At 64.1% G+C, this 24,932-nt stretch carries 23 protein-coding genes, 1 tRNA gene and 1 pseudogene; 16 read left to right on the top strand and 9 right to left on the bottom strand.

Annotated features, from left to right (window positions below; all coding sequences use genetic code 11):
- Positions 1-5: 5 nt before the first annotated feature.
- Positions 6-1,295: a UDP-N-acetylglucosamine 1-carboxyvinyltransferase gene (gene murA / locus ASD45_RS20465; protein WP_056913486.1), complete on the bottom strand. Its 1,290-nt coding sequence runs from the start codon at positions 1,293-1,295 to the stop codon at positions 6-8.
- A 172-nt stretch (positions 1,296-1,467) separates the two neighbouring features.
- Complete coding sequence (locus ASD45_RS23830) at positions 1,468-1,635, bottom strand: hypothetical protein (protein WP_164488367.1); 168 nt, start codon at positions 1,633-1,635, stop codon at positions 1,468-1,470.
- Positions 1,636-1,782: 147 nt separating this feature from the next.
- On the opposite strand from ASD45_RS23830, the gene ASD45_RS20460 reads away from it, so the two are divergent.
- A tRNA-Thr gene (locus tag ASD45_RS20460) sits at positions 1,783-1,857 on the top strand.
- A gap of 16 nt (positions 1,858-1,873) precedes the next feature.
- On the opposite strand, the gene ASD45_RS20455 is transcribed toward ASD45_RS20460, so the two are convergent.
- Positions 1,874-4,009, bottom strand: coding sequence for a hypothetical protein (locus ASD45_RS20455; RefSeq protein WP_156380997.1), 2,136 nt, complete (start codon positions 4,007-4,009; stop codon positions 1,874-1,876).
- A gap of 127 nt (positions 4,010-4,136) precedes the next feature.
- Between ASD45_RS20455 and ASD45_RS20450 the strand changes: the two genes are divergently transcribed.
- From ASD45_RS20450 to ASD45_RS20430, 5 genes are all read left to right on the top strand, one after another.
- A complete protein-coding gene (locus ASD45_RS20450; RefSeq protein ID WP_056913484.1) occupies positions 4,137-4,886 on the top strand; it encodes a class I SAM-dependent methyltransferase in 750 nt (249 codons plus the stop codon).
- The gene (locus ASD45_RS20445; protein ID WP_056913483.1) at positions 4,883-5,941 is read left to right on the top strand and encodes a Gfo/Idh/MocA family oxidoreductase; all 1,059 of its coding nucleotides are present in this window, start codon (positions 4,883-4,885) and stop codon (positions 5,939-5,941) included. Before ASD45_RS20450 ends, ASD45_RS20445 begins: the two co-directional genes overlap by 4 nt.
- 13 nt (positions 5,942-5,954) lie before the next feature.
- Complete coding sequence (locus ASD45_RS20440; protein WP_056913482.1) at positions 5,955-6,938, top strand: SDR family NAD(P)-dependent oxidoreductase; 984 nt, start codon at positions 5,955-5,957, stop codon at positions 6,936-6,938.
- A 22-nt stretch (positions 6,939-6,960) separates the two neighbouring features.
- Complete coding sequence (locus ASD45_RS20435) at positions 6,961-8,232, top strand: class I SAM-dependent methyltransferase (RefSeq protein ID WP_200949743.1); 1,272 nt, start codon at positions 6,961-6,963, stop codon at positions 8,230-8,232.
- A gap of 66 nt (positions 8,233-8,298) precedes the next feature.
- Positions 8,299-8,859 carry an NUDIX hydrolase gene (locus ASD45_RS20430; protein ID WP_056913481.1) on the top strand — a complete coding sequence of 187 codons (561 nt, stop codon included), beginning with the start codon at positions 8,299-8,301 and terminating at the stop codon, positions 8,857-8,859.
- Here ASD45_RS20430 and ASD45_RS20425 read toward each other — a convergent pair.
- Positions 8,856-9,728 carry a sigma-70 family RNA polymerase sigma factor gene (locus ASD45_RS20425; RefSeq protein WP_056913480.1) on the bottom strand — a complete coding sequence of 291 codons (873 nt, stop codon included), beginning with the start codon at positions 9,726-9,728 and terminating at the stop codon, positions 8,856-8,858. The two genes, ASD45_RS20430 and ASD45_RS20425, sit on opposite strands and share 4 nt — an antisense overlap.
- A 162-nt stretch (positions 9,729-9,890) precedes the next feature.
- Between ASD45_RS20425 and ASD45_RS20420 the strand changes: the two genes are divergently transcribed.
- On the top strand, positions 9,891-10,202 hold the full coding sequence (locus ASD45_RS20420; protein ID WP_056913479.1) for a hypothetical protein: 312 nt from the start codon (positions 9,891-9,893) through the stop codon (positions 10,200-10,202).
- Positions 10,203-10,360: 158 nt separating this feature from the next.
- Positions 10,361-11,590, top strand: coding sequence for a 5-aminolevulinate synthase (gene hemA / locus ASD45_RS20415; RefSeq protein ID WP_056913478.1), 1,230 nt, complete (start codon positions 10,361-10,363; stop codon positions 11,588-11,590).
- A 6-nt stretch (positions 11,591-11,596) separates the two neighbouring features.
- Here hemA and ASD45_RS20410 read toward each other — a convergent pair whose 3' ends face one another.
- A complete protein-coding gene (locus ASD45_RS20410; RefSeq protein ID WP_162249472.1) occupies positions 11,597-12,643 on the bottom strand; it encodes an AbrB family transcriptional regulator in 1,047 nt (348 codons plus the stop codon).
- A 304-nt stretch (positions 12,644-12,947) separates the two neighbouring features.
- On the opposite strand from ASD45_RS20410, the gene ASD45_RS20405 reads away from it, so the two are divergent.
- On the top strand, positions 12,948-16,496 hold the full coding sequence (locus ASD45_RS20405) for a PAS domain-containing hybrid sensor histidine kinase/response regulator (protein ID WP_056913476.1): 3,549 nt from the start codon (positions 12,948-12,950) through the stop codon (positions 16,494-16,496).
- A 36-nt stretch (positions 16,497-16,532) separates the two neighbouring features.
- Here ASD45_RS20405 and ASD45_RS20400 read toward each other — a convergent pair whose 3' ends face one another.
- On the bottom strand, positions 16,533-17,213 hold the full coding sequence (locus tag ASD45_RS20400; RefSeq protein ID WP_056913475.1) for a response regulator transcription factor: 681 nt from the start codon (positions 17,211-17,213) through the stop codon (positions 16,533-16,535).
- Between the two features lie 299 nt (positions 17,214-17,512).
- On the opposite strand from ASD45_RS20400, the gene ASD45_RS20395 reads away from it, so the two are divergent.
- Complete coding sequence (locus tag ASD45_RS20395) at positions 17,513-19,195, top strand: MFS transporter (RefSeq protein WP_056913474.1); 1,683 nt, start codon at positions 17,513-17,515, stop codon at positions 19,193-19,195.
- Between the two features lie 141 nt (positions 19,196-19,336).
- On the opposite strand, the gene ASD45_RS20390 is transcribed toward ASD45_RS20395, so the two are convergent.
- Both ASD45_RS20390 and ASD45_RS20385 read right to left on the bottom strand, forming a co-directional pair.
- A complete protein-coding gene (locus ASD45_RS20390; RefSeq protein WP_056913473.1) occupies positions 19,337-19,798 on the bottom strand; it encodes a secondary thiamine-phosphate synthase enzyme YjbQ in 462 nt (153 codons plus the stop codon).
- A 1-nt stretch (position 19,799) separates the two neighbouring features.
- A complete protein-coding gene (locus ASD45_RS20385) occupies positions 19,800-20,393 on the bottom strand; it encodes a hypothetical protein (RefSeq protein ID WP_156380995.1) in 594 nt (197 codons plus the stop codon).
- Between the two features lie 274 nt (positions 20,394-20,667).
- Here ASD45_RS20385 and ASD45_RS20380 point away from each other — a divergent pair, with 274 nt between their 5' ends.
- From ASD45_RS20380 to ASD45_RS20355, 6 genes and pseudogenes are all read left to right on the top strand, one after another.
- Positions 20,668-21,045: an AtpZ/AtpI family protein gene (locus ASD45_RS20380; RefSeq protein WP_056913471.1), complete on the top strand. Its 378-nt coding sequence runs from the start codon at positions 20,668-20,670 to the stop codon at positions 21,043-21,045.
- A 14-nt stretch (positions 21,046-21,059) separates the two neighbouring features.
- On the top strand, positions 21,060-21,815 hold the full coding sequence (locus ASD45_RS20375; RefSeq protein WP_056913470.1) for a F0F1 ATP synthase subunit A: 756 nt from the start codon (positions 21,060-21,062) through the stop codon (positions 21,813-21,815).
- A 38-nt stretch (positions 21,816-21,853) separates the two neighbouring features.
- Positions 21,854-22,081, top strand: a complete 228-nt coding sequence (locus tag ASD45_RS20370; protein ID WP_056913469.1) for a F0F1 ATP synthase subunit C — start codon at positions 21,854-21,856, stop codon at positions 22,079-22,081.
- Positions 22,082-22,102: 21 nt separating this feature from the next.
- Positions 22,103-22,669, top strand: a pseudogene (locus ASD45_RS20365) (F0F1 ATP synthase subunit B); the annotation flags it as partial.
- 6 nt (positions 22,670-22,675) lie between these two features.
- Positions 22,676-23,170, top strand: coding sequence for an ATP F0F1 synthase subunit B (locus tag ASD45_RS20360; RefSeq protein WP_056913467.1), 495 nt, complete (start codon positions 22,676-22,678; stop codon positions 23,168-23,170).
- A 303-nt stretch (positions 23,171-23,473) separates the two neighbouring features.
- A complete protein-coding gene (locus tag ASD45_RS20355) occupies positions 23,474-24,130 on the top strand; it encodes an HAD-IA family hydrolase (protein ID WP_056913466.1) in 657 nt (218 codons plus the stop codon).
- A gap of 96 nt (positions 24,131-24,226) precedes the next feature.
- Here ASD45_RS20355 and ASD45_RS20350 read toward each other — a convergent pair whose 3' ends face one another.
- Complete coding sequence (locus ASD45_RS20350) at positions 24,227-24,898, bottom strand: hypothetical protein (RefSeq protein WP_156380994.1); 672 nt, start codon at positions 24,896-24,898, stop codon at positions 24,227-24,229.
- Positions 24,899-24,932: the final 34 nt, after the last annotated feature.

Raw genomic sequence — 24,932 nt, 5'->3', positions numbered from 1 at the left:
GGAGATCAGCCGCTGATGCGCTCGATCATGGCGCCGCAGGCGGCGAGCTTCTGTTCCAGCCGCTCGAAGCCGCGATCGAGATGATAGACCCGGTTGACGGTGGTCTCGCCTTCGGCGGCGAGTGCCGCGATCACCAGCGATACCGACGCACGCAGGTCGGTCGCCATGACCGGCGCACCCTTGAGCCGCTTGACGCCCTCGATGGTCGCGGTGTCGCCGTTGAGCTGGATCTGAGCGCCGAGGCGGGCCAGTTCCTGCACGTGCATGAACCGGTTTTCGAAGATGGTTTCCGTGATGTGCGAGGTGCCCTCGGCGCGCGTCATCAGCGCCATGAGCTGCGCCTGCAGGTCGGTCGGGAAACCGGGGAACGGCGCGGTAGCGACATCGACCGGCTTCAGGCCGCTACCGTTGCGGGAGATGCGAATGCCTTCGTTGGTTGGCGTCACGGTGGCGCCGGCCTGGGCGATGACGTCGAGCGCGGCCTGCAGTAGTTCCGGCCGCGCGTGCTGCAACAGCACGTCGCCGCCGGTCATCGCCACTGCCATGGCGTAAGTGCCGGTCTCGATGCGATCGGGCAGCACGGAATGGCGCGCGCCATTGAGGCCGGCGACGCCCTCGACAACGATGCGCGAGGTGCCGGCGCCGGTAATTTTGGCGCCCATCTTGGTGAGGCAGTCGGCCACGTCAGTAATTTCCGGCTCGCGCGCGGCGTTCTCGATCACGGTGGTGCCCTTGGCCAGTACCGCCGCCATCAACGCGGTATGCGTGCCGCCGACCGTGACCTTGGGGAAATTGATGTCGCCGCCGCGCAAGCCGTTCTTGGCGCGAGCGATGACATAGCCGCCTTCGATCTCGATCTGCGCGCCGAGCTTTTCCAGCGCCATGATCAGCAGATCGACCGGCCGCGTGCCGATGGTGCAACCGCCCGGCATCGACACCTTGGCTTCGCCCATGCGCGCCACCAGCGGCGCGATGACCCAGAAGCTGGCGCGCATGGTCGAAACCAGTTCGTAGGGCGCCGTGGTATCCACAATGTGCTTGGCGGAGAGTTCGATGGTGCGGCCGATATTCGGCTCGTCGCCGGCTCGCTTGCCGGCGATCATGACATCGACGCCGTGATTGCCGAGGATGCGCTGCAACTGGATGACGTCGGCGAGCCGCGGCACGTTCTCGAGGACCAGCCGGTCCTCGGTCAGCAGGCTGGCGATCATCAGCGGCAGCGTCGCGTTCTTGGCGCCGGAGATCGGAATGGTGCCGTTGAGCTTCTGCCCGCCGACGATTCGAATTCGGTCCATGGTCGCCCCGCCCCGCTTGAGCCTGCCGGCCCGGAAAATCCTGGCTGAATATAGGGGCGGTCTAGACCGGCCGCCTCGCCGCCGCAAAGCCAATTTGGCCGAGGGGTTACCGCCCGCCCGGCCGCAGCCCTGATCGCCGGCCAATAAGGCGAAAGTCCGGTTTCGGTTCCGCTCAGCCCTTCTTGCCGGCTTCTTCGGCATCCCCGCCGGCATCCCGGCCTCTCGTTTGCGCCTTGCGGCGCTTGAGGTTTTCCCGCAGCGCCCTGGCCAGCCGCGCCTCGCGGGCGGCGGTCTGGGCATTCTTGCCGGATTTCGGCGGCTGCTCCGGGTGGTCCGTCATGCGGGTATGTATCGGGACGGTTTCGACTTTCGCAAGTTCACTTAATCTTCAGACCTTGTGCTCAGGTTGCCTTGCGTTTAAAGGGGCGCCTGTGGCAGTTTCCGCCGCGTTCGCGAGGGGCCCTGGCGCCCCGATCCGCGTCCTTTTGCTGCCGTAGCTCAGTGGTAGAGCACCTCATTGGTAATGAGGAGGTCGAGTGTTCAATCCACTCCGGCAGCACCATCCGTTTTCCTGACGATCAGTTCGCCTTCCCGTCCAGCCAGCCGATACCGGCCGCGAGTCGCGGCGACCAGAGGATACGCCGGAGGCGTCCCATCGCCTCAGGATAGCGGCGCTGCAGCCAAGGCAGACCGACCTGCTGCATGAAGGCAGCGCAGGCCAGAAGCGTCAGGAACCAGGTGAGGAAGTGGTAGCGCGGCGTGGCGGCGTAAAAGAGCGCGACCGCGTGCTGCGCCAGCGCCGCGGCGCCGACGAGGCGCAGCCACGGATCGAAGCCGCGGCCCCGCGCGACGACATAGACCAGCATCGCGAAGCCAGCGGCATTGAGCGGCACGGTCCAGATCGATTCGGCGGGCCCCGAGAGCCAATGGACGATCTGCATCAGCGCGCGATGGGCCAGGCCGCCGCTGAAATCGAACGTGGCGACCTCGCGCAGCGCACCGACCCATGCCGCGGGCGGCATCACCAGAAGGTTGCTGTCCTGCGCATTCGAGCTGAACAGCACGAGTGCGTGGCCGAACACCCAGTTGTGCAGCGCCATCGAGAAAACCGGCAGCGAGCCGACCGACAATCCGGCGAGGCGCCGCCATTGCCGCCTGAGGACGGCGTAAAGCCACGTCGCGCCGAGCAAGACGAAGGCGGCGACAACAATGATCGGCTTCATGGCGACGCCGAGCACGATCAGCAGCGCGCCGAAGAATGCAGGTACAAAAGCGTCACGCGGCCCGTTCTCTCTGCTGCCGAGCAGCGGCACCAGTCCAGCGATAAAGAGAATATAGGCCATCGGATCGGCAAAGCCGCGCGCCGCCCATTTCGCATAATCGATGAAGGTGGTGCCGAACAGTTCGCCGACCGGAACGGCGACGAACAGCAACGCCAGCACGAGCGGCCACGGTGGCGACAGGAGGCGCCGGAACAGCGCCAGCACCATCAGCGGCAGCGCCAGGACAAGCGACAGATAGCCGAGAAAACTGTCGCCGAACACGATGTGCTCGAGCGCACGGAAGTAACGCAAACCGGGGCCGCCGTAATAGAAGACCGCCTCGCCGCCTTCGAAAAATCCCGCCCAATTTCCGGCCAGCAGCTTTTGCAGGATGGCGCGGCCGACGCTGTCGTAGAATAAGCCGTCGTCACCGCCATCGAAGGGCCGCACGCCGCCAAGGAAACTGGCATCGTCGACGGCGACGATCAGCGCCGCCAGCACGATCAGGATGAGCGGCACGACGGCACGCCTTGGCCGGATGCGCACCAGCACAACGATCAGCGCGACGATGGTCAGCAATTTAATGAGCGGCTGTGCCCATTGCAGGAGCCGCACCTTGAGCGGGCCTTGCAACTGCATCGCCAAGGTCTCGGGCTTGATGGCGACGCCGACGACACGGCGCCCGGCATCGTCCGGCGTTATGGGTCGACAGCCTTCGCCGTTAAGCGGCGCAAAGTGCCCGTCGGTCGCTTCCCAGCGAATATCGCCGCGCCAGCACAATTGCCCGCCGGCATAGGCGGCCGGCAGCCGGATTGTCACGAACCACGGCATGGTGAGCTGCCAGCGGCCATAACCTTTCCAGAATCGGCCATCGCGATGCGCGCGCTGCACGTCGCTGAGCGGATACCAGTTGTAGCGGGAGTCGTTGATGAAGCCGAGGCGGTGCCAGACCGGATCGGACAGGTCGAACGATGTCACGGCGCGTGACATGTCCGACTTGTGAAAGATGCCGTCGGCGGCGAAGGCATAGGCGCGATCGGGCGCGCCGGTATTGCGCCAGCAGCCTGGTGTGGCGGCGTCGCAGCGTTTGTCGGCGGGATACCGCTTGTCGAATTGCTCCGACATGTATCGGTAGACATCGGGCGGCAGGTCGCGTTGCAGCGCAGCGCCCGGCAGGAAGACGTTGAAGCCTTCGTCGATGCGCGGCGGCGCGAACACCGCGTGCGCGCCGATACCGACAACCACGATAGCCACGGCCGCGCCCCAGGCCTGAGGCGTAACGCGCACGATCCCGGTCAGAACCACGACGGCAGCGACGACAAGCAGCGCATAGATCGCGATGCCATTGACCGGCAAACCAGCCGCGGCGACGGCAAGGGCGAGCGCGACAAGTTTGAGCCCGGTCTGCCGGGATTTCGGCTCAGTTGCTGCGGTGGCGGAGGCCATTTGCATGGCCTCTGCCATAGCATCAAGGTCGGAGGGTCGCCAATCGCAGGCGGCGTTAACCGGCTAGAAAATCTCGCAAATTGCCGTAGAGCTACAATTGGCCCGGTCGAAAATCCCATGCTAGAAGCCATCTATGTCTGCCGCCCTGTCGCAGAACAAGGAAAGCGAAATCGCGTTCTTCGACAGTCACGCGTCGTCGAACGCCTATGACGTTTTCACGCCGCGCACCAACGAACGCATCGTAGCGATCGTGACGCGGCTCGGCGCGTTCAAGCCCGGCGCCCGCATCGCCGACCTCGGCTGCGGCTCCGGAGTCTTCAGCAATCTGTTGCGCCGCCGTGGCTTCGATGTAGTCGGCCTCGATCTGAGCCCGAGGCTCATCGGCATCGCGCGGCAGAATTATCCGGACATCGAGTTCCGCGAAGGCGATCTCGAGCACCTGCCCTTCGAGAACGAAAGTTTCGATGGCGTGCTTCTCGCCGGCGTGCTGCACCACCTGCCGGACTGGACCGCCAGCATCGCCGAGATCAAACGCATCTTGAAACCGGGCGGCCGCTTCGTCGCCTTCGATCCGAACCGCATGAACCCCGCGATGTATCTCTATCGCGATCGGTCATCGCCGATGTACTCTCCGATCGGCGTCACGCGGAACGAACGCCTGCTGGTCGCGGACGATATCGCCCGCGCCTTCAGCGCCGCGGGTTTCCGTGTCACCATCGAATTTCACTCCGGCCTGAAGTATCGTTATATCGCCGCGGCAAAACTGCGCTGGTTGCTGCCGCTTTATAACCTTTTCGACAGTTTGCTGTTCGCACCGTCGTTCATGGCACGGCTGCGCGCTTTCATCTTCACGGCCGGTGAAAAGCCCAAGGAGCCAGCGTGATCCGGATCGGCATTGTCGGCGTCAATTACGGACGCACCGTGCTACTGCCGGCGTTCCGCGCCGATGCGCGCTGCGAGGTCGTGGCCTTGGCGGGCAGCGACGAGTCTCGCACCGCCGAGCATGCGCAAGCGGTCAACGTGCGGAAGGCCTACGGCGACTGGCGCGCGCTCATTGAAGATGATGGTGTCGATGCCGTTGCCATCGCCACCGTGCCGAGCCTGCAAACGCAGATCGCGCTCGCAGCGCTGGCCGCCGGCAAGCCGGTGTTCGCTGAGAAACCGATGGCGAGCACGCTCGATGAGGCGCGCACCATGCTCGACGCCGCTGACGCCAGTGGCCTACCGACCGGCATTGATTTCAATTTCCATGAGATCATGGCGTGGCAGCGCGCCAAGGCCATGCTGGACGAAGGCGCCATCGGCAAGCTGCGCCACGTCACGGTGCACTGGCACGTCGAGAATTACGCGATCCAGAACCGCATGCGGAACTGGAAGACCTTGCGCGACGACGGCGGCGGGGTGCTCGGCAACTTCATCTCGCACTGTTTCCATTATCTCGAGTGGTTCGTCGGTCCGCTCTCCGGTCTGCAGGCCCGCGTCGGCGGCTTGCCCGGCGACGACGCCCTCGACACCACCGTGGCGATGGCCTTGCAATATGCGAGCGGCTCGCTGGCCAGCCTGAGCATGAGCTGCGCCTCGTTCCGCGGATCCGGCCATTGCATCGAATTCTACGGCGAGGACGGCACCCTGGTGCTGGACAACCGCACTGCCGACTACATGCGCGGCTTCCAACTCAGCCACGCCAAGCGGCCCGGCGAGTTGACGCCGGTGCCGGTCGAGGACCCGGCCGACGCCGGCCAGCCGGACGGCCGCATCGCACCGGCCTCGCGGCTGGCGGCCAAGTTCATCGATTGCCTTGCCAGCAAGCCCCGCTATAAGCCCAACGCCGCGCCCGGCTTCGCAGCCGGCTTCCGCGTGCAACGCCTGATCGATGCCGCCCAGCGCTCGAACCGCGAGGGCCGGTTTGTCGATGTGGCGCCAGGCGACTTGAAATAGGACGGGATGGCGAATGAGTGCGCGTAAAGTTCTGGTCACCGGCGGTTCGGGCTTCATCGGCTCCGGCCTGGTCAAGGCGCTGGTGAAATCCGGCGCACAGGTGCGCGTGCTCGACGACAATTCGCGCGGCCGGCCGCGCCGCCTGCATCGCGTCGAGGAAGAGATCGAGTTCATCGGTGGCGACATCCGCAACGCCGACACGGTCGCCAAGGCGACGGCCGGCATGGACGAGGTGCATCACCTCGCTTTCGTCAACGGAACAGAATTCTTTTACACGCAACCCGACCTTGTTCTCGATGTCGGCGTGCGCGGCATGATCAACGTCATCGACGCCTGTCGCAAACACAATGTCGGCAATCTTATTCTGGCGTCGTCATCGGAAGTCTATCAGACGCCGCCGGTCGTCCCGACCGACGAGACCGCGCCCTTGTCGGTACCGGACGTGCTCAACCCGCGCTACTCCTACGGCGGTGGCAAGCTGATCAGCGAACTGATGGCGATCAATTTCGGTCGCAAGTATTTCGAGCGCGTCCTGATCTTCCGTCCGCACAACGTCTATGGTCCCGACATGGGCTTCGAGCACGTCGTGCCGCAGTTCGCGCTGCGCCTGAAGAAGCTCGCGGACGCCCAGCCGCAAGGCAAGTTGCGATTCGATATCCAGGGTACCGGCGAGGAAACCCGCTCGTTCTGCTATATCGACGACCTCGTCGCCGGCGTCATGGTGATGCGCGCCAAGGGCGAGCATCTCGGCATCTATCACGTCGGCACCACGGAAGAGCTGTCGATTGCCGACGTCGCCCGCATGGTTGCCGCGCAAGCCGGCCGCGAGATCGACATCGTGCCGGGCAAGCTGCAGGCCGGCGGCACCCCGCGCCGCTGCCCGGACATTTCCAAGCTCGGCGCGCTCGGCTACAAGCCCGCCGTGTCGCTCGAGCAAGGCCTGAAGCCGACGCTGGACTGGTACTGGAAGAACGCCGATCTGGCGCCGAAGAATTAGCTTACTGGCTAGGAGAGTTCACTTGGTAGGCCCCACCAAAATCGCGCGCGGCGCCGGCACCGGCGGCAGCGTTCCGGTCGAGCAGTGCCAGATCTGCGGCTCGGAAAAGCTCGATGCCGTTCTGTCGCTCGGCTATATGCCGCCGGTGAATCAGATGGTGCCGATCGGCCAGGTGCCGCGACAGCAGCCGTGGTTTCCGACCGATCTCCTGCACTGCCGCAATTGCGACCTGGTTCAGCTCGGTCTCGCGGTCGATCCGGTCATCATCTTCCCGCCGGAATATCCCTACACCTCGGGCACCACCAAGCTGCTGCGCGACAACTTCGCCGACCTGCAGCGCGAGAGCTGGGAGCTGATGGGCCTGACGGCGAAGGACTTCGTTGTCGATATCGGCTCCAACGACGGCACGCTGATCTCCAACTTCCAGAAGGCCGGCAATCGCATTTTGGGCATCGAGCCTACCGACGTCGGCGACATCGCCAATTCGCGCGGCATCCCGACCATCAAGCGCTACTTCGGCAAGGCGGCGGCGCAGGAAGTCGTCGCCTCGCACGGCAAGGCCAAGGTGATCACGGCAGCGAATTGCTTCGCCCATATCGAGGACGTGCACGCCATCGTCGAAGGCATTCTCGAAATGCTGGCCGATGACGGCGCCTTCATCTCGGAATCGCACTACCTCATTCCGCTGCTCGACACGCTGCAATACGACACCGTCTATCATGAGCACCTGCGCTACTACTCGCTCACCAGCCTGAAGTACCTGCTGGAGATGCATGGCCTCGAAGTGTTCCACGCGCGGCCGATCCCGAGCCATGGCGGCTCGATCCGGGTCTATGCAGGCCGCAAGGGCAAGCGTCCGGTGCAGGCGAGCGTGCGGCAGATGCTCGACGCCGAACCGAAGGGCGAGGCGATGGCGAAGCGGCTTAAGCAGTTCAAGCACGATGTGCTGCTTAGCAAGCTGCGGCTGCTGGCGATGCTTCGCGACCTCAAGGAAAAAAATGCCCGCGTCGTCGGCATCTCGGCGCCGTCGCGCGCCTCGACCTTGTTCAATTATGTCGGCCTCGACGACGGCATCATCGACTATGTCTGCGAAATTCCTGGCTCGCTGAAGATCGGCAAGTGCATGCCGGGGACGTCGATACCGGTCGTCGACGAGGAGCGCCTGTTCGCCGACCAGCCGGAAGCGGCCATCATCTTCTCCTGGCACATTGCCGACGAGCTGGCGCCCAAGCTGCGCGCCAAGGGCTACAAGGGCAAGCTGATCTCGCCGCTGCCCGAGCCAAGGTATCTTTGATGGCATGAGTCCCCGCTTTCGCGGGGGCGCTTCCATGCTAGGCTCCGCGTTCCAATGGAGCCAAGCATGGGCGAATACCCGAAGATCAGATCCCGCCGCACCATCGACATTTCGCCGTGGATGAAGGTGATCGAGCGCGAGGTCGAATTCCGCGCCGGCGCCAAGCCCGAGCTTTATCACGCCATCGGCCAGCAGGATTACATCGCCATCGTCGCGCTGACGCCGGATGGCCGCATCCCCATCGTCCAGCAGTACCGGCCGGCCGTAGAGCGCAAGACGTGGGAATTGCCGGCGGGCATGACCGAAGCGGGCGAGGACCCGGCTCGCACCTGCGAGCGCGAACTTCTCGAAGAGACCGGCTATCCGGCCAAAGCCGTGCATGCGCTCGGCAGCTTCGCGCCGTGCACAGCGCGGCTGTCGAACATGGTGCACACTTTCTTCGTCGAGACCGACTGGCGGCCGCCTGGCGCAAGCGTCGAGGCCGGCCTCGAACTCAATCTGGTGAGCCCGGCCGAACTCGGCGCCATGATCTATTCCGGTGAATTCTCACTGCAACTGCATATCGGTGCGCTGATGCTCGCCGGCATGCGTGGCTATCTGAACCTCGCCGATTTTCAGGCGCGCTAGAGGCTCTCGGTCGCAAGCCCATCGACGATGTACGGCGCGTAGTGGAAGTCGCGGATGCTGGCGACCTTGTCGCCGGACCAGCCCAGCAGCACCACGAACCGCAGCGTGTCATTGTCAGGCGCGCCGACGAGCAGCGCCGGCTGGCCCTCGGCGAAACCGAGCGTAAAGCGCCAGGGCGCCGCGGCCGCGTAGCGGGTGAAGTAGACCGAGACATCGCGGCGGCCATTGAGTCTTGTTCGGTTCACGAGGTCGAGCCTGACATCTTCGGCCAGTAAATCGCGTAGCGCGTCGAAGTCGCGCGCGTTGAACAGATCGGCGTAGTTGCGCAGGCGCGCCCTTTCCGCATCGCTGATCGCAGGCCGCGCGACCGGCTCGTTCTTCTGCGCCCTCAACCTCTCGCGGCCGCGATGCAGATCAGCTTTGACGGCCGCTACGGTCGTCTCGAGGATGCCGGCTGTTTCGGCATTGGCGTAGCCGAGAACATCCGACAGCACGACGCAGGCGCGTTGCGTGGCCGGCAGCGCGAGGAAAGCGGCGAAGCTCCCGGCCGTCTCCACGCGCGCCGCGGCGTCGGCCGATGGATCCTCGATCGCAATGAGTTCGGACGATGATTGACGCGTCTCCAGCCGCTTCCGGCGGCGTAAGGCATCGAGCGCGGTGTTGTGCGCGATGCGAAACAACCAGCGCTCCGGATTGTCCAGATGGCCCGCCTCCGGCAATGCCTCGATCGCCTTGGCCATGGCGTCCTGCACCACGTCTTCGCCGTCGAAGGCCGATCCGAGCATGCGCGCGCAATAGCGATGCAGCCGCGGCCGGGTCTGCGACAGCAATTGCCCGAAGGCGTCCGGGGTCATGACGGTGTCGCCCATGGCGGCCTCTCTTCTGTTGGTCCTGCCATCTGGACGATCCGACACAGCAATAGGATTCGGTCTCGCAAAAATTTATCGCCCGGCGAATCCTTACCCGCCGCCGCGGCGTCCTTTTCGACATGAGCGTGCGCACAGGGCGCGCGCCAGCCGAAGGAGGCCTCCATGGCGAGAGTAACGATAGTACGCTACACGACCAAACCCGAACGGGCGGACGAAAACGAAGCACTGTCGCGTGCGGTGTTTTCGGAATTGCACGAAAAAAAGCCCGCCGGCATCGCCTACGGGCTGTTCAAGGAGCCGGATGGCGTCAGCTTCGTTCACGTCTTCGTCAATCTCGCGGAAGACAGCTCCGACGCCGTGACCGAACTGCCGACCTTCAAGGCCTTCGAAAAATCGATTCGCGAGCGCTGCAGCACACCGCCGACGCCGACGCGGCTCCGCGCCGATCTGATCGACAGCTACGGGCTGCAATAGTCGCGAACCCACGAAAGAACCTTCCCGGCCCGCCGGGGAGGTTCCGCCTTTGACCTCGGTCAATACCGCCACATTGGAATTGTACGAATCTCATCTCGACAAGCGGGCTGGAAGCCCACTAAAAAGACCCGACCTCGGGGCGAGAAAGTAGAAATTCCATGAATTACAATGAGTTCTTCGTGTCCGCCCTGGACCAGCTCCGCCAGGAACGCCGCTACCGCGTGTTCGCCGACCTCGAGCGCATCGCCGGTCGCTTCCCCTACGCCTATTGGCATGCGCCGGAGGGGAAGCGCGAAGTCGTGATCTGGTGCTCGAACGACTATCTCGGCATGGCGCAGCACCCGCAGGTGATCGGCGCCATGGTCGACGTCGCGGCGCGCATGGGCACCGGCGCCGGCGGTACCCGCAACATCGCCGGCACCAACCATCCGCTGGTCGAGCTGGAGCGTGAACTCGCCGACCTGCACGGCAAGGAGGCTGCGCTGGTTTTTACGTCGGGCTACGTCTCGAACCAGACCGGTATCCCGACCATCGCCAAACTGCTGCCGAACTGCCTGATCCTGTCGGACGCGCTGAACCACAACTCGATGATCGAGGGCGTGCGCCAGTCCGGCTGCGAAAAGGTCGTGTGGCGACACAACGATCTCGAGCATCTTGAGGAACTGCTCAAGGCCGCCGATCCGGCGCGGCCGAAGATCGTGCTCTTCGAGAGCCTGTATTCGATGGATGGCGACGTCGCGCCACTGCATGCGATCTGCGATCTCGCCGCCAAGTACAATGCCATGACCTATGTCGATGAGGTCCACGCCGTCGGCATGTACGGCCCGCGTGGCGGTGGCGTCACCGAACGTGACAAGGCCGCACATCGCATCGATGTCATCGAGGGCACGCTCGCCAAGGCGTTCGGCTGCCTCGGCGGTTACATCGCCGGCACGGCGGCGATGATCGATGCCGTGCGCTCCTACGCCCCCGGCTTCATCTTCACCACCGCGCTGCCGCCGGCGATCTGCGCGGCGGCGACCGCGGCGATCCGCCACCTCAAGACTTCACAGTGGGAACGCGACCGCCATCAGGACCGCGCCGCGCGCGTCAAGGCCGTGCTCAATGCCGCCGGCCTGCCGGTGATGCCGTCGGATACGCATATTGTGCCGGTGCTGGTCGCCGATCCGGAAAAGGTCAAGCTCGCGAGCGACATGCTGCTCACCGAGCACAACATCTATATTCAGCCGATCAATTACCCGACTGTGCCGCGCGGAATGGAACGTCTGCGTATCACGCCGTCGCCCTATCACGACGACGTGCTGGTCGATCATCTGGCCGAAGCGCTGGTCGATGTCTGGGAGCGGCTGCAATTGCCGAAGAGCCGACGGCAACTGGCGGCCGAATAAGCCACCTCAATCGTCGATCGCATCCGCCGACGGCTTGACGGCCGGGTCCTTCTCGCCGCCCCGCGCCCGCAGCCGCACCACGAACGGCGTCACGATCATCGCGAAGAAGATGCGCACCAGGTGGTGCGTGCCGACGTAAACCGGGTCGAAATGCAGCGCCAGCGCCAGTAGCAGCATGGCGTCGACCGCGCCTGGCGCGTAGGCGACCATCACCTCGGCGATGGGAATGTCGAGCAGTCCCAGCAGCAGAACGGCAAAGCCGCCGGTGATCGCCACGGCGACGGCGAACACGCCGAGCGCCGCACCGGTGAACCTCAGCAGCAGGCGCAGCGGTGTATTGGCAAAGCGCGCGCCGCTGACGGCGCCGAAGGCGATCATCACCACATAGGAAAGCCACCACGGCATGACGACGCGCAGCGTGTCGGTACCGTGCAGGGCCGCCGAGGCCAGCATGGCGCCGAACAGCAGCCCGCCGGGAAACCTGATCTTATGAGCGATGACGGCCGCAAAAGCCGAGACCACGATGAGGATGGCGAGCTCGTCGAACTGTGACGGTGAAAACGATGCCGTCGGCTCGGCGTGGGTATGATCGACGAGACCGAGACCGGCGAACAGTGCCGGCAAGCCGACCGCGAGGATGATGACGCGCACGGTCTGCACGATCGCAACCGCCCGCACATCGGCCTTGAACTCGATGGCCAGCGCCATCACCTGCGACAGCCCGCCCGGCACCGAGGCGAGATAAGCCGTCAGCTTGTCCCAGCCGTGGACGACGCGCAGATAGGCCGTGCCGGCGACGACGATGACCACCGTTGCAGCCAGCAGCACCGCGATGCTGACCGGATAGCTGGTGACGCCGCGCAGCGTCTCCGGCGTGACCACGGCGCCCAGCGAAATGCCGATGAGGACGACGAGCACGCGCATCATCGTGGTCGGCACGTGCATCGGCCGGCCGGCCAGCGCGGCGATGGCGACGGCAAGAATGGAGCCGGACAGATAACCCGCGGGCATCCCGAGATAACCGAGCACCAGTCCGCCGATCGCGGCGAACATCATGGTCTCCGCAACATCGCGGAAGGCGGCCAATCGGGTGATGAATGGGAAAGCAGGCAAGGCGGGCGGACTCTCAGGGAACCACCCGCGCGCCCTTGCGCAGGCCTTTCCTCGGGATCATTGCCCCGCTTCGCCGGGCAAGGTCAAATCATGGCTCTCAGACCAGAACATCGTATGTCGGCTTATTGAGATGCCGCCTGAACCGGGCATTTGGGCGACTTCGAAGTCCTATCCATCCGCCACGCCGATCGATAAAATAGCAGACGAAAGCTGGGCTTAGCCTGGCTTCTGTCCGGAGCCGGGAATGCTGCAAGGCTGGGTCGTTATCGCCGTAGCGCTGGGCTACATCGGCCTGCTGTTCCTGGTCGCCAGCTATGGCGACCGGCTGCGACGGCGCGTGCCCGGCGTTGCCACAGCGAGCGGCGGCCTCGGCCGCATCGGCCGCACCCGGTTGATGATCTACCCGCTGTCGCTGGCGATCTATTGCACCTCCTGGACCTTCTTCGGCTCGGTCGGCTCGGCTTCACGCACCGGCTACGACTTCCTCACCATCTATATCGGCCCGGTGCTGATGCTCGGTCTGTTCGCGCCACTCATCATCCGCATCGTACGCCTCGCCAAGGCGCAGAACATTACTTCGATCGCCGACTTCATCGCGGCGCGCTATGGCAAAGGCCAGGCCGTGGCTGCGACCGTCGCCTTGATCGCGATCATCGGCACAATTCCGTATATTGCTCTCCAGCTCAAAGCCGTGTCGTCGTCGCTCGAGACCATCCTCGCGCATGTAACGCCGGCCGACGACTTGTCGCGACCGCTGCTTGGCGACATCGCCCTGTTCGTTGCGCTATCGATGGCGACCTTCGCGGTCCTGTTCGGCACGCGCCATATCGACGCCACCGAACATCAGGACGGCCTGATGCTGGCGATCGCGACGGAGTCCCTCGTCAAGCTGTTCGCCTTCCTTGCCGTCGGCATCTACGTCACCTTCTGGATGTTCGGCGGCCCCACAGCGCTGTTCGAGGCGGCGCAGCAGCTCCCCCAGGTCGTAAGCCAGTTCACCCGCGAACCGGCGCTCGATACATTCATGGCGACGACACTCCTGTCATTCTTCGCCATCATCCTGCTGCCGCGCCAGTTCCACGTCGCGGTGGTCGAGAACAACAACGAGGATGAGATCAAGCGCGCGGCGTGGCTGTTCCCGCTCTACCTCGTGCTGATCAATATTTTCGTCGTGCCGATCGCAGTCGCCGGCCTGCTCACCTTCAAGGGCGACGCCATCGATAGCGACATGTTCGTGCTGGCGCTGCCGCTGCAGACCGGATCCTACGTGCTCACCATCGCCGCCTTCGTCGGCGGCCTGTCCGCCGCCACCGCCATGGTGATCGTCGAATCTGTCGCGCTGTCGATCATGATTTCGAACGACCTCATCATGCCGCTGGTGCTGCAACGGCGCGAAGCCCTGATATCCGGGCGAGAGGATGTCGGCTCGATGCTGCTTACCGTGCGCCGGTTGTCGATCTTCGGCATCCTCATTCTGGCTTATCTGTATTATCGCGCCGCCGGCCCCTCGCAGCTTGCGTCGATCGGCCTGCTGTCCTTTGCCGCGATTGCGCAACTCGCGCCGGCATTCTTCGGCGGCATGTTCTGGCGGCGCGCCACCGCGGCGGGCGCCATCGCCGGCATGGTCGCCGGCATCCTGATGTGGGGCTACACGCTGCTGCTGCCGACCTTCGCCGATATCGGCATCATAGGTCAGCATTTCCTCACCGAAGGTCCGTGGGGCATCGCGCTGTTGCGGCCGCAGCACCTGCTGGGCCTCAATCTATCGCCCTTGGTGCATGGCGTGGTGTGGAGCTTCTTCGTCAACATCGCCTGCTATATCGGCTTCTCGCTGCGCCGAGATCCGTCGCCGATCGAGCGCCTGCAGGCCAACACCTTCGTGCCGACGACGCTGGCGCCGATAGCGCCGACCTTCCGGCTGTGGCGCTCCGCGGTTACGGTCGAAGAACTCAACAATACGGTCGCCCGCTATCTCGGCGAGGACCGCACCCGAAACGCCTTCGAAAATTTCGCAACCACCCACCGCATCAGCCTCGATCCCAAGGACGAAGCCGACTTTCGCCTGGTACGTCACGCCGAACATATCCTCGCCTCGGCGATCGGCGGCGCCTCATCGCGCCTGGTGCTGTCGCTGCTGCTGCGCAAACGCACGGTGACGACCAAGGCGGCGCTGAAGCTGCTCGACGACGCCAGCGCCGCAATCCAGTACAACCGCGAAATCCTGCAGACCGCGCTCGACCACGTGCGCCAGGGCATTGCGGTGTTCGACCGCGACCTGCAGCTGATCTGCTGGAACCGGCAGTTCGGTGAAATCCTCGATCTGCCGCCCAGTCTGATCCGCGTCGGCATCGACCTTGCCGAAATCCTGCGCTTCAACCTGCGGCGCGCCGACGTCGACGCGAAACGCGCCGAGGATCTGGTGCGCGAGCAGGTCGAACGGTATTTGTCCGGCAAGGACGTGTTCATGGAGCGCTTCGCCGAAGGCTCCATGGTCATCGAGGTGCGCGCCAACCACATGCCGGATGGCGGCATCGTCACCACCTTCACCGACATCACCGCCAGCGTCGAGGCGGCCGAGGCCCTGGAGCGCTCCAACGAAACGCTCGAGCGGCGCGTGCGCGAGCGCACCGAAGAGCTCGAACTGCTCAATGCCGAGCTCGCTCACGCCAAGGGGGAAGCAGACGCCGCCAACATTTCGAAGACCAAGTTTCTCGCCGCCGCCAGCCACGACATCCTGCAGCCGCTCAATGCCGCGCGGCTTTACGTGACCAGCCTGATCGAGCGCGGCGCCCACGACGACCGCAGACTCGCCGACAACATCGACGCCTCGCTGGAAGCCGTCGAAGAGATATTCAGCGCGCTGCTCGACATGTCGCGGCTCGATACCGGCTCGATGCGTCCGGAGTATTCATCCTTCCGGATCGACGACGTGATGCGGCAGATCGAACTGGAATTCGCGCCACTCGCCGCCGGCAAGGGCATCGAGCTCAAATATGTGCCCTGCTCGCTGGTGGTGCGTTCGGATCGCCGCCTGCTGCGCCGCCTGGTGCAGAACCTTGTCTCCAATGCCATCAAATACACGCCCGCCGGCAAGGTGCTGATCGGCTGCCGTCGCAGGGGCCACGAACTGCGCATCGACGTTTACGATACCGGCGTCGGCATACCGGCGTCGAAACGGCGCGACATTTTCATTGAATTCCACCGGCTCGATCAGGGCGCGCGCATCGCCCGCGGCCTCGGTCTTGGCCTCTCTATTGTCGAACGCATCGGCCGCATCCTTGCAGCCGCTGTCGATGTTGACAGCATCCGCGCCGGCGGATCGCATTTCGCCGTGACGGTGCCGCGCTCGAGCGCCAAGCCGGTTGAATTGCCGGCGCGCAACCAGAGCCGCGTCGATCCCGGACAGCTCGCCGGCACCACGGCGATCTGCATCGACAATGAACCCGCGGTGCTCGATGGCATGGAGATGCTGTTGCGCGGCTGGGGCTGTGAAGTGCTCAAGGCTCCGGACCTCGACGGGGCCCTGAACGCAGTCGCGGCGAGCGCGGTGCCGCCCAACGGCCTGCTGGTCGATTATCACCTCGATCACGGCAACGGCATCGACGCCATCATCGCGTTGCGCCAGCACTGCGGCCCGCTGCCGGCGATCCTGATCACCGCCGACCGTTCGCCGGCCGTGCGCGAGCGCGCTCGCGCCGAAGACATTCAGTTGCTGAACAAGCCGGTAAAGCCGGCCGCCTTGCGCGCACTGCTGGCACAGTGGCGCGTGCTGCGCGTCGCCGCGGCGGAGTGATTCTTCATCCCTCCATTGCAGGAGGGATGATAAGCATCAGCCCTCGATGCCGGCACCCTGCGACCACTGACCCGTTTCGATCTTGGCCGCGGCGATCACCGCCTGGGTACGGCTCTCGACGCCGAGCTTTTGCAGAATCGCCGAGACATGGGCCTTCACCGTCGCCTCGGACACGCCGAGCTGGTAGGCGATCTGCTTATTCAGCAATCCTTCGGACAGCATCATGAGGACCCGCACCTGTTGCGGCGTCAGGGTCGCCATGCGCGCCATCAGGGCTGCGGTCTCGGCATCCGAACCGGCGCTGAGGTCGACGTCCGGCGGTGTCCACAGGCCGCCGCCGAGGATGCGTGATATTGCCGCACGCATGTCCTCAACGCCGAGCGTCTTGGGGATGAATCCCGAGGCGCCGAACTCCATGCAGCGGCGGATCGTGGCCGGATCGTCGTTGGCCGAAACCACCACGACCGGCACGCTCGGATACTGTGTCCGCAGATACATCAGGCCTGAAAAACCTCGGGCGCCCGGCATCGCCAGATCGAGCAGCACCAGGTCGATATCGGCCGAGCGATCCAGGATCGCGACCGCTTCATCGAACGTGCCGGCTTCGGCGATTTCCGCCCGGTCCATCAGGCCGGAAATGCCCTCTCGCAGCGCGCCCCGGAACAGCGGATGGTCGTCCGCAATCAACAACTTGTATTCAACAGCCTCGCTCACCATCACCTCGAAAAACCGGCCCTGCCGGCCGCTGTCACCCTGTCGCCCTCTATATAGAACTTTTGTCGCGGGCGTCTCGGATTGTTGCGCGCAGGTAATTCACCTTTCCCCGAAGCGCGGCGGCGGGGCCTTTTATTCGCACTGCAAAAAGTCAGCATCCGTAGTAATTTATGCCGGTAAAATAGCCTAAAGTCTAATAGGCGGGTTCCGAGGCTTTGCGACTACGATGTCGCCGCCGCGGCCGAGATTCAAAAGTGCTCTGCCGCGACGAGGAAACATCCAAACAAGCCTTTGGGGGCAACATGTCAGCTATGGCAGCATCGGCGACGCGGGGCGCCGGCATGACGAAGGACGAACGTTTCGTCATCTTCGCATCATCGCTCGGCACCGTTTTCGAATGGTACGACTTCTATCTTTTCGGCTCGCTCGCAGCGATCATCGGCACGCAGTTCTTCGGTGTCATCGACCCGGCGACCAACCAGCCGATGTTCAATCAGGCGACGCGCGACATCTTCGCGCTGCTGGCCTTCGCCGCCGGCTTCATCGTTCGTCCGTTCGGCGCAATCGTGTTCGGCCGCGTCGGCGACATCGTCGGCCGCAAATACACCTTCCTCGTCACCATCCTCATCATGGGCTTGTCGACCTTCATCGTCGGCCTGCTCCCGAGCGCTGCCTCCATCGGCATCGCGGCCCCGATCATCCTGATCGGTCTGCGCCTGTTGCAGGGCCTCGCACTCGGCGGCGAATACGGCGGCGCCGCAACTTACGTCGCCGAGCACTCGCCGATGGGCAAGCGCGGCTACTACACGTCGTTCATCCAGACCACCGCGACCCTCGGCCTGTTCCTGTCGCTGCTGGTGATCCTGTTCACCCGCACGATCCTTGGCGAGCCGGCTTTCGCCGCCTGGGGCTGGCGCATTCCGTTCCTGGTCTCGGTCGTGCTGCTCGGCGTCTCGGTCATCATCCGGTTGAAGCTGAATGAATCGCCGGTCTTCCAGAAGATGAAGGACGAAGGAAAGGGCTCGAAAGCGCCGTTGACCGAAGCCTTCGCCAACTGGAGCAATGCCAAGATCGTTCTCATCGCCCTGCTCGGCGGCGTGATGGGCCAGGGCGTGGTCTGGTACACCGGCCAGTTCTACGCGCTGTTCTTCATGCAATCGATCCTCAAGGTCGACGGCTACACCGCCAACCTGCTGATCGCCTGGTCCCTGTTGCTGGGCACCGGCGGCTTCATCCTGTTCGGCGCGTTGTCCGACAGGATCGGCCGCAAACCGATCATCCTCGGCGGATGCTTGATCGCGGCGCTGACCTTCTTCCCGATCTTCAAGATGATCACGAGCAACGCCAACCCGGCGCTGGAAAAGGCCATCGAGACGGTCAAGGTTGAAGTCGTCTCGGATCCCGCGCTCTGCGGCGATCTGTTCAACCCGGTCGGCACGCGCGTCTTCACCAAGCCGTGCGACACCGCCCGTGCCTTCCTCGCCCTCCAGTCGGTCAAGTATTCGACCACCTATGGCGCGACCGGCTCCGGCGTGAAGGTCGTCGTCAATGGCAAGGAAGTGCCGTACCCCGCGGCAGCGGCCAATCCGCAGGTTCTCGCGGCCGTGCAGGCGGCGGGCTACCCGAAGGCTGGCGATCCCGGCATCGTGAAGATGAACCACCCGTTCGATATCTTCAAAGCGAACACGGCGGCCATCATCGGTCTGTTGCTGGTCCTCGTGATCTTCGTCACGATGGTCTACGGCCCGATCGCGGCGATGCTGGTCGAACTCTTCCCGACCAAGATTCGCTACACCTCGATGTCGCTGCCGTATCACATCGGCAACGGCTGGTTCGGCGGCCTTCTGCCGGCCACCGCCTTCGCGATCGTGGCCTCGACCGGCAACATTTACGCCGGTCTCTGGTACCCGGTCATCTTCGCGTCGATCACCGTGGTCGTGGGCTTCTTCTTCCTGCCCGAGACCAAGGACCGCGACATCACGTAGTAACGAGAACGGGCGGTGGCAGACACCACCGCCCGCCTTTTTCCTTGACGATTTCATGCCCCGCACTTCGCGGGGCATTTTTTTGATCGGAGCGTTTACAGGGGAGCGGAAGCCGGTTCGCCGTTCGAAAACGCGATCCAATCAGATGCGGCTGCCGATGAACTGGAAGATCACTTCACGCGTATGCGGCGCGCGGCGATGTTCGACCAGATAGATACCCTGCCAGGTCCCGAGCATCAGCCGACCGTCCTTGACCGGCACATGGAGCGACACCCCGTTAAGCATGGCCTTCACATGCGCCGGCATGTCGTCGGGCCCTTCGGCGTCGTGGATCCACGGCGCTGCTTCCGGCGCCAGGCGATCGAGCGCCGTCGTCAGGTCGGTCTGCACGTCGGGATCGGCGTTCTCCTGAATCGTCAGCGACGCCGAAGTGTGACGCAGGAAAGCGAGGAAGACGCCTTCGCCGGCGCTCGCCTGTTCGATGAAGGCACGCGCGTCGCCGGTGATCTCTGTGAATCCGGTGCCGTGCGTCGTCACGCTCAGCGTCGCGGTGACGATGGTTTGCGGCGAGCTCTCGCTTAGGGAAGACAGTCGGCGCGGCACGCTAGCCTTTCTTCATCATGTCTTTCTGGAACTGGGTGATCATGTCGACGAGGTGTTGCCAGGCGCGCTCCAGGGCGGCGCGGGCACGCTCCATCTCCTCGCGACTTGGCAGCCTGAGTTTCGCGTCGTCTTGCGCCTTGCCTTGACCCGGAGGCTGCGGCGAAAGGTCGGCCGGCGGCCGCGGCGGCTCCGGTGGCAGCTGCGCCTTGGCGATCTCGTCCTTGAGGCTGGCGAGGTCGCGCTGCAGCCGGGCGATTTCGGCATCGAGCGCGGCGCGATCCTCCGGCACGGCCTCGCAGGCCCAGCCGACCGTGTGCTGACTGCAGAAGCTCATGTGGCCGGTGGCGCTGTCGAGCCGCAGCACACCGCCATCGACCTTGGTGAAGCTGAACCGTCCCGACGCCTGCGGCACAATGTCCCTCGCCGCGGCGTCAGGCGGCGCCGGCGGTGTCTGGCCTGGCGGTTCCTTGAGCCGATCCTGTGTCGGCGGCTCAACCGCATCCGGAGCGGGCTGCTGCGCCGGACTCTGCGCCAAAGCGCTGCCCAGCGCGGCAAAAACGATAGCTGTCGCTAGTGTGAGACGGGCGGATCGCATGGCCCTCGTCCTTCCCGGTTCGTCATGACGTAACAAGTTTAGCACCCGTGATGTGACGCCTGTAACCGCAACAACGCCGATCCTGTTGACGGCGGTCCCGCCTCGCAAGCGAGGCCTCTCAGGACCATTCGGAAATCGCGATATTCTGTGCAAAATCAATATCTTAAATGAATACTCCGGTTTCTTGACTTGGATACACACCGCCAGTATGGTCCGCGCGGCTTTTAGGGCGGCGGGACGATTGCGGAGCCTTTAAACCACGCAGGTCGAAAGCATGGCTGACGGCAGGCGCGGCGATAAAGATCACAAAAATCCGTCGGACGACGAAGCTGCTCTCTCCGCGAGGCTCGAGCGTCTGGGCGAACGGATCGCAACCGCGAACCGGCAAACCGACCAAGATGACGACGCTCGATCGAATGCCAAGGCCGCCAATTCGGCTTCGGCTTATGCGCGCGGGTTCCGCATGTCGACCGAGCTTGTCGCCGGCGTGCTGGTAGGTGGGGGATTGGGCTGGCTTTTGGATCGCTGGCTCGGTATCTCGCCGTGGGGGCTGATCCTGTTCCTGTTGCTCGGCTTCGCCGCCGGGGTACTCAATGTGATGCGGGCCGCTGGCGTCGTCAGTGAACAATCCGAACGTTTAAAGTCGAAGTAGAGCACGAATAGAAAATGGCCGCCGATCCAATCCATCAGTTCCGCATTGTCGAGTTCTTCCCGGTCGCTCACATCGGTAACACCGAGATCGCCTTTACCAATTCGGCGCTGTTCATGCTCACCGCGGTGGTCATCATCACCGCCTTCCTGATCATCGGCACCGCCAAGAAGAGTCTGGTTCCCTCGCGCCTGCAATCGGCAGCGGAATTATCCTACGAATTTGTCGCCACCACCGTGCGTTCGACCGCCGGTTCGGAAGGCATGAAGTTCTTCCCCTTCGTCTTCACGCTCTTCATGTTCGTGCTGACGCTGAACTTCATCGGCCTGGTGCCCTACACCTTCACCGTCACCAGCCACATCATCGTCACCGCCGCGCTGGCGATCATGGTGTTCCTCACCGTGCTGCTGTACGGCCTGTACCGTCACGGTTTCCACTTCTTCAATCTGTTCGTGCCCAAGGGCGTGCCGATCGCCATCCTGCCGCTGATCGTGTTCATCGAAGTGCTCTCCTTCGTGTCGCGGCCGATCTCGCACTCGGTTCGTCTGTTCGCCAACATGCTGGCGGGTCACATTACGCTGCAGGTTTTCGCGGGCTTCATCATTCTGATGGGCAGCGCGATGGGCGCGATCGGCTGGATCGGCGGCATCCTGCCCTTCGGCATGATCGTCATCCTGATGGCGCTCGAAACGCTGGTGGCTTTCTTGCAGGCCTATGTGTTTGCAATTCTCACCTGCATCTACCTCAATGACGCTATTCACCCGGGCCACTAAGGGCTCGGGTCAAGCAAAAAACCAGAAGGAGTTAGGCTATGGATCCAGTGGCAGCGAAGTACATCGGCGCGGGCATCGCGGCGATCGGCATGGGCGGCGCGGGCGTCGGTGTCGGCATCATTTTCGGCAACTACCTGGCGGCGGCGATCCGCAATCCGTCGGCGGCTCAGGGCCAGTTCGGCAACCTGATTTTCGGCTTCGCCATCACCGAAGCGCTCGGCATCTTCTCGCTGCTGATCGCCCTCTTGCTGCTGTTCGCTCTCTAATCGAGAGCCGACGCACCGGGCACCAAGGCAGTAAAGACGATGGCCGAACCAAAGCACACGACAAGCACCGAGCACATTCCGGCAGGTGAGCATAAGACGGGCTTTCCGCCTTTTGACTCGCATTCCTATGCCTCGCAGCTTGTCTGGCTCGCGATCGCTTTCGTCCTGCTCTTCGTCCTGATGTCCAAATGGGCGCTGCCGCGCGTCGGCAGCGTCATCGAGAACCGCCAGAAGCGGATCGACGGCGACATTGCCGAGGCCGGCACGCTCAAGGAGCAGTCGGACGCGGCGGTGGCGGCCTACGAGAAGGCGCTGGCCGATGCCCGCGCCAACGCGCAGGCGATCGCCAACGAAACCCGCGACAAGCAGGCGGCGGAGGCGGAAACCCGCCGCAAGGCGCTGGAAGACGAGCTTAACGTCAAGCTCACCGACGCCGAGAAGACCATCGCGACGACCAAACAGGCGGCAATGACCAACGTTCGCGGCATCGCCGAGGACGCCGCCCGGGCCATCGTCGAACGGCTCATCGGCAAGGCGCCAAGCGATCAGGCGGTCACGGCCGCAGTCGCCGACGCGCTCAAGAGGTAATCGACAATGGCCGAATTTTTCCTCGAGGGCGAAACCTGGGTCGCCATCGCCTTCGTCCTGTTCATCGCAGGCTTGGGCTACATCGGCGTCCACAAGATGCTGGCCAAGTCGCTCGACGACCGCGCCGCCCGCATCCAGGCGGAACTCGACGAGGCCCGCAAGCTGAAGGAAGAAGCGGCTGCGGTTCTGGCCGAATATCAGCGCAAGCGCGCCGCTGCTGAATCCGAAGCGCAGAGCATCGTCGCCGGCGCCAAGGAAGACGCCGCCCGGATGGCGGTCGAAGCCAAGGCCAAGATCGAAGAGTTCGTCGCCCGCCGCACCAAGATGGCCGAGGTCAAGATTGCCCAGGCCGAAGCGCAGGCCGCGGCCGATGTCCGCGCCGCCGCCGCCGAAGCGGCCATCTCCGCCGCCGAGCGGATCCTCTCGACCGAGGCCAAGGGCGCGCTGGCCGGCGAGTTGATCAGCCGCGGCATTGAAGACGTCCGCAAGAAGCTGAACTAGAGCGCCCTGCGCCTCCCGACGAGCTTCGTTATAAGCAACACCAAGGCTGGCCGATTGGCCGGCCTTTTTCTTTGGGCGCTTGTGGTTTTCGTGCGGTATCTGATTCCGGAGTGAGCGCGCGGAACAGCATTGCGGAATGTTAAATTTCAGGTGCGCCTTGCATACCGATTCGGCCGGACTAAGCTCGCAGTCAGCGATTCGTTTGTAAGAGTGGCGTTGCGGCTCCAGAGGCCGCCCATTCGTAGGCGTTTGTATTCCAACAAACAGACCAGCCGGCTAATCCGGCCACGGATCGGGGGACTCGTGGTCATCTTCGATTGCAACGGCGTGCTTGTCGACAGCGAGCCGCTTGCCACCGCGATCGTATCGCAGGAGTTCATGCGCGCCGGCTTCGGGCTGACGCCGGACCTTGTCGCGCGCTATTTCACCGGCCGCCGCCAGGCCGACATGTTCGCCGAGGTGGAGATCGCCTCGGGGCGCAAGTTGCCGCATGGTTTCGCCGAGACGGTGACGCTGGCGACCCTGCGCAAGTTCCGCGCCGAACTGCGCCCCACCGCCCATGCGGCCCATGCTTTATCGTGGCTGCGCGGACCGAAATGCGTGGCGTCGTCGTCATCGCTCGACCGTATCCGGGTCAGCCTCGAGACCACAGATCTACTGCGCTTTTTCGAACCGAACCTGTTCTCGGCCGGCGACGTTCCCAACGGAAAGCCGGCGCCGGACCTGTTCCTGCACGTCGCGCGGCAGATGCGGGTTGAGCCGGCTAACTGCCTGGTCGTCGAGGATTCGGCGGCTGGCGTCACCGCGGCGGTCGCAGCCGGCATGACGGTGATCGGCTTTGTCGGCGGCAGCCACGCCGGATCGACACTCGGCGCTCAGCTGGGCGAAGCCGGCGCCCGCGCCGTGATCTCCGACCTGCGCGCGCTCAAGAGCACGGTCGTCGATCTTCGAGGCTGGTGAGGCGTTCGCGCCGACGCGATCGGTTCCGTCAACCTGAGGTGCGAACGCGCGCAGCGCGTGACCTCGAAGGCTGACGGACGGCTCGTTCAGAGCGTCCTACCGCCGCTTTCGCGGCGCCGGCTTCTTCTGCTGCTGTGCCGCCAGGGTATCGAAGCCGATATAGACCACATAGGAATCGAGCAGGCCCGCCGGGGTCGGCATCGGGAAGGTCATGCCTTCCTCGATATGGGTGAATGTGACGCGATCCACCGCCGAGGTTATTTCCACCGGCACGATCACGAACTTCGAGCTAATGGCTTTTGGTGTCACGCCCTCCTGCACCACTGCGATGCGCAGCGGCACGTCGACCTTGCCCGGGCCGCCGGCCGGGCCGGTGATGACGCGCCCCTCGATGCCGACACGCATGGTCATCACGCCTGCGTTGATGTGGCATTCGCGCGCGTAGCGGATGATCGTGCCCTGGTAGCGCAGATTGAGCGCCGCCGGCTCATCGGGCTTGCCCGCGCCGCCGATCATGAGCGTCGCGGCCCCCGTGCGAACCTGGACCGGCGGGCAATCGACGTCCTCGTTGCTGAGGTTGCCGACATTGCCGCTTTCCGCCTGGCCGTCGCTGGTCGCCTTATTGGAATCGAGAAGGTTGAGCGAGGACAGGCTGGTGCCGCAGCCGGCCAGCAGCAAAGCCAGCAGAGGCGTCGCGCAGGCCAGGGCCCGCCAAGGAGCACCTGTTTCCCGCTGGTTCCCTGGTTGTTCGTTTCGTTCCCCGGTCATAGGTCCACTCGCAATTGGTCGAATACGTTCATGG

This window comes from Pseudolabrys sp. Root1462, assembly GCF_001426945.1.
GTDB lineage: Bacteria > Pseudomonadota > Alphaproteobacteria > Rhizobiales > Xanthobacteraceae > Pseudolabrys.
This window is presented reverse-complemented; position numbering and strand designations above follow the sequence as displayed.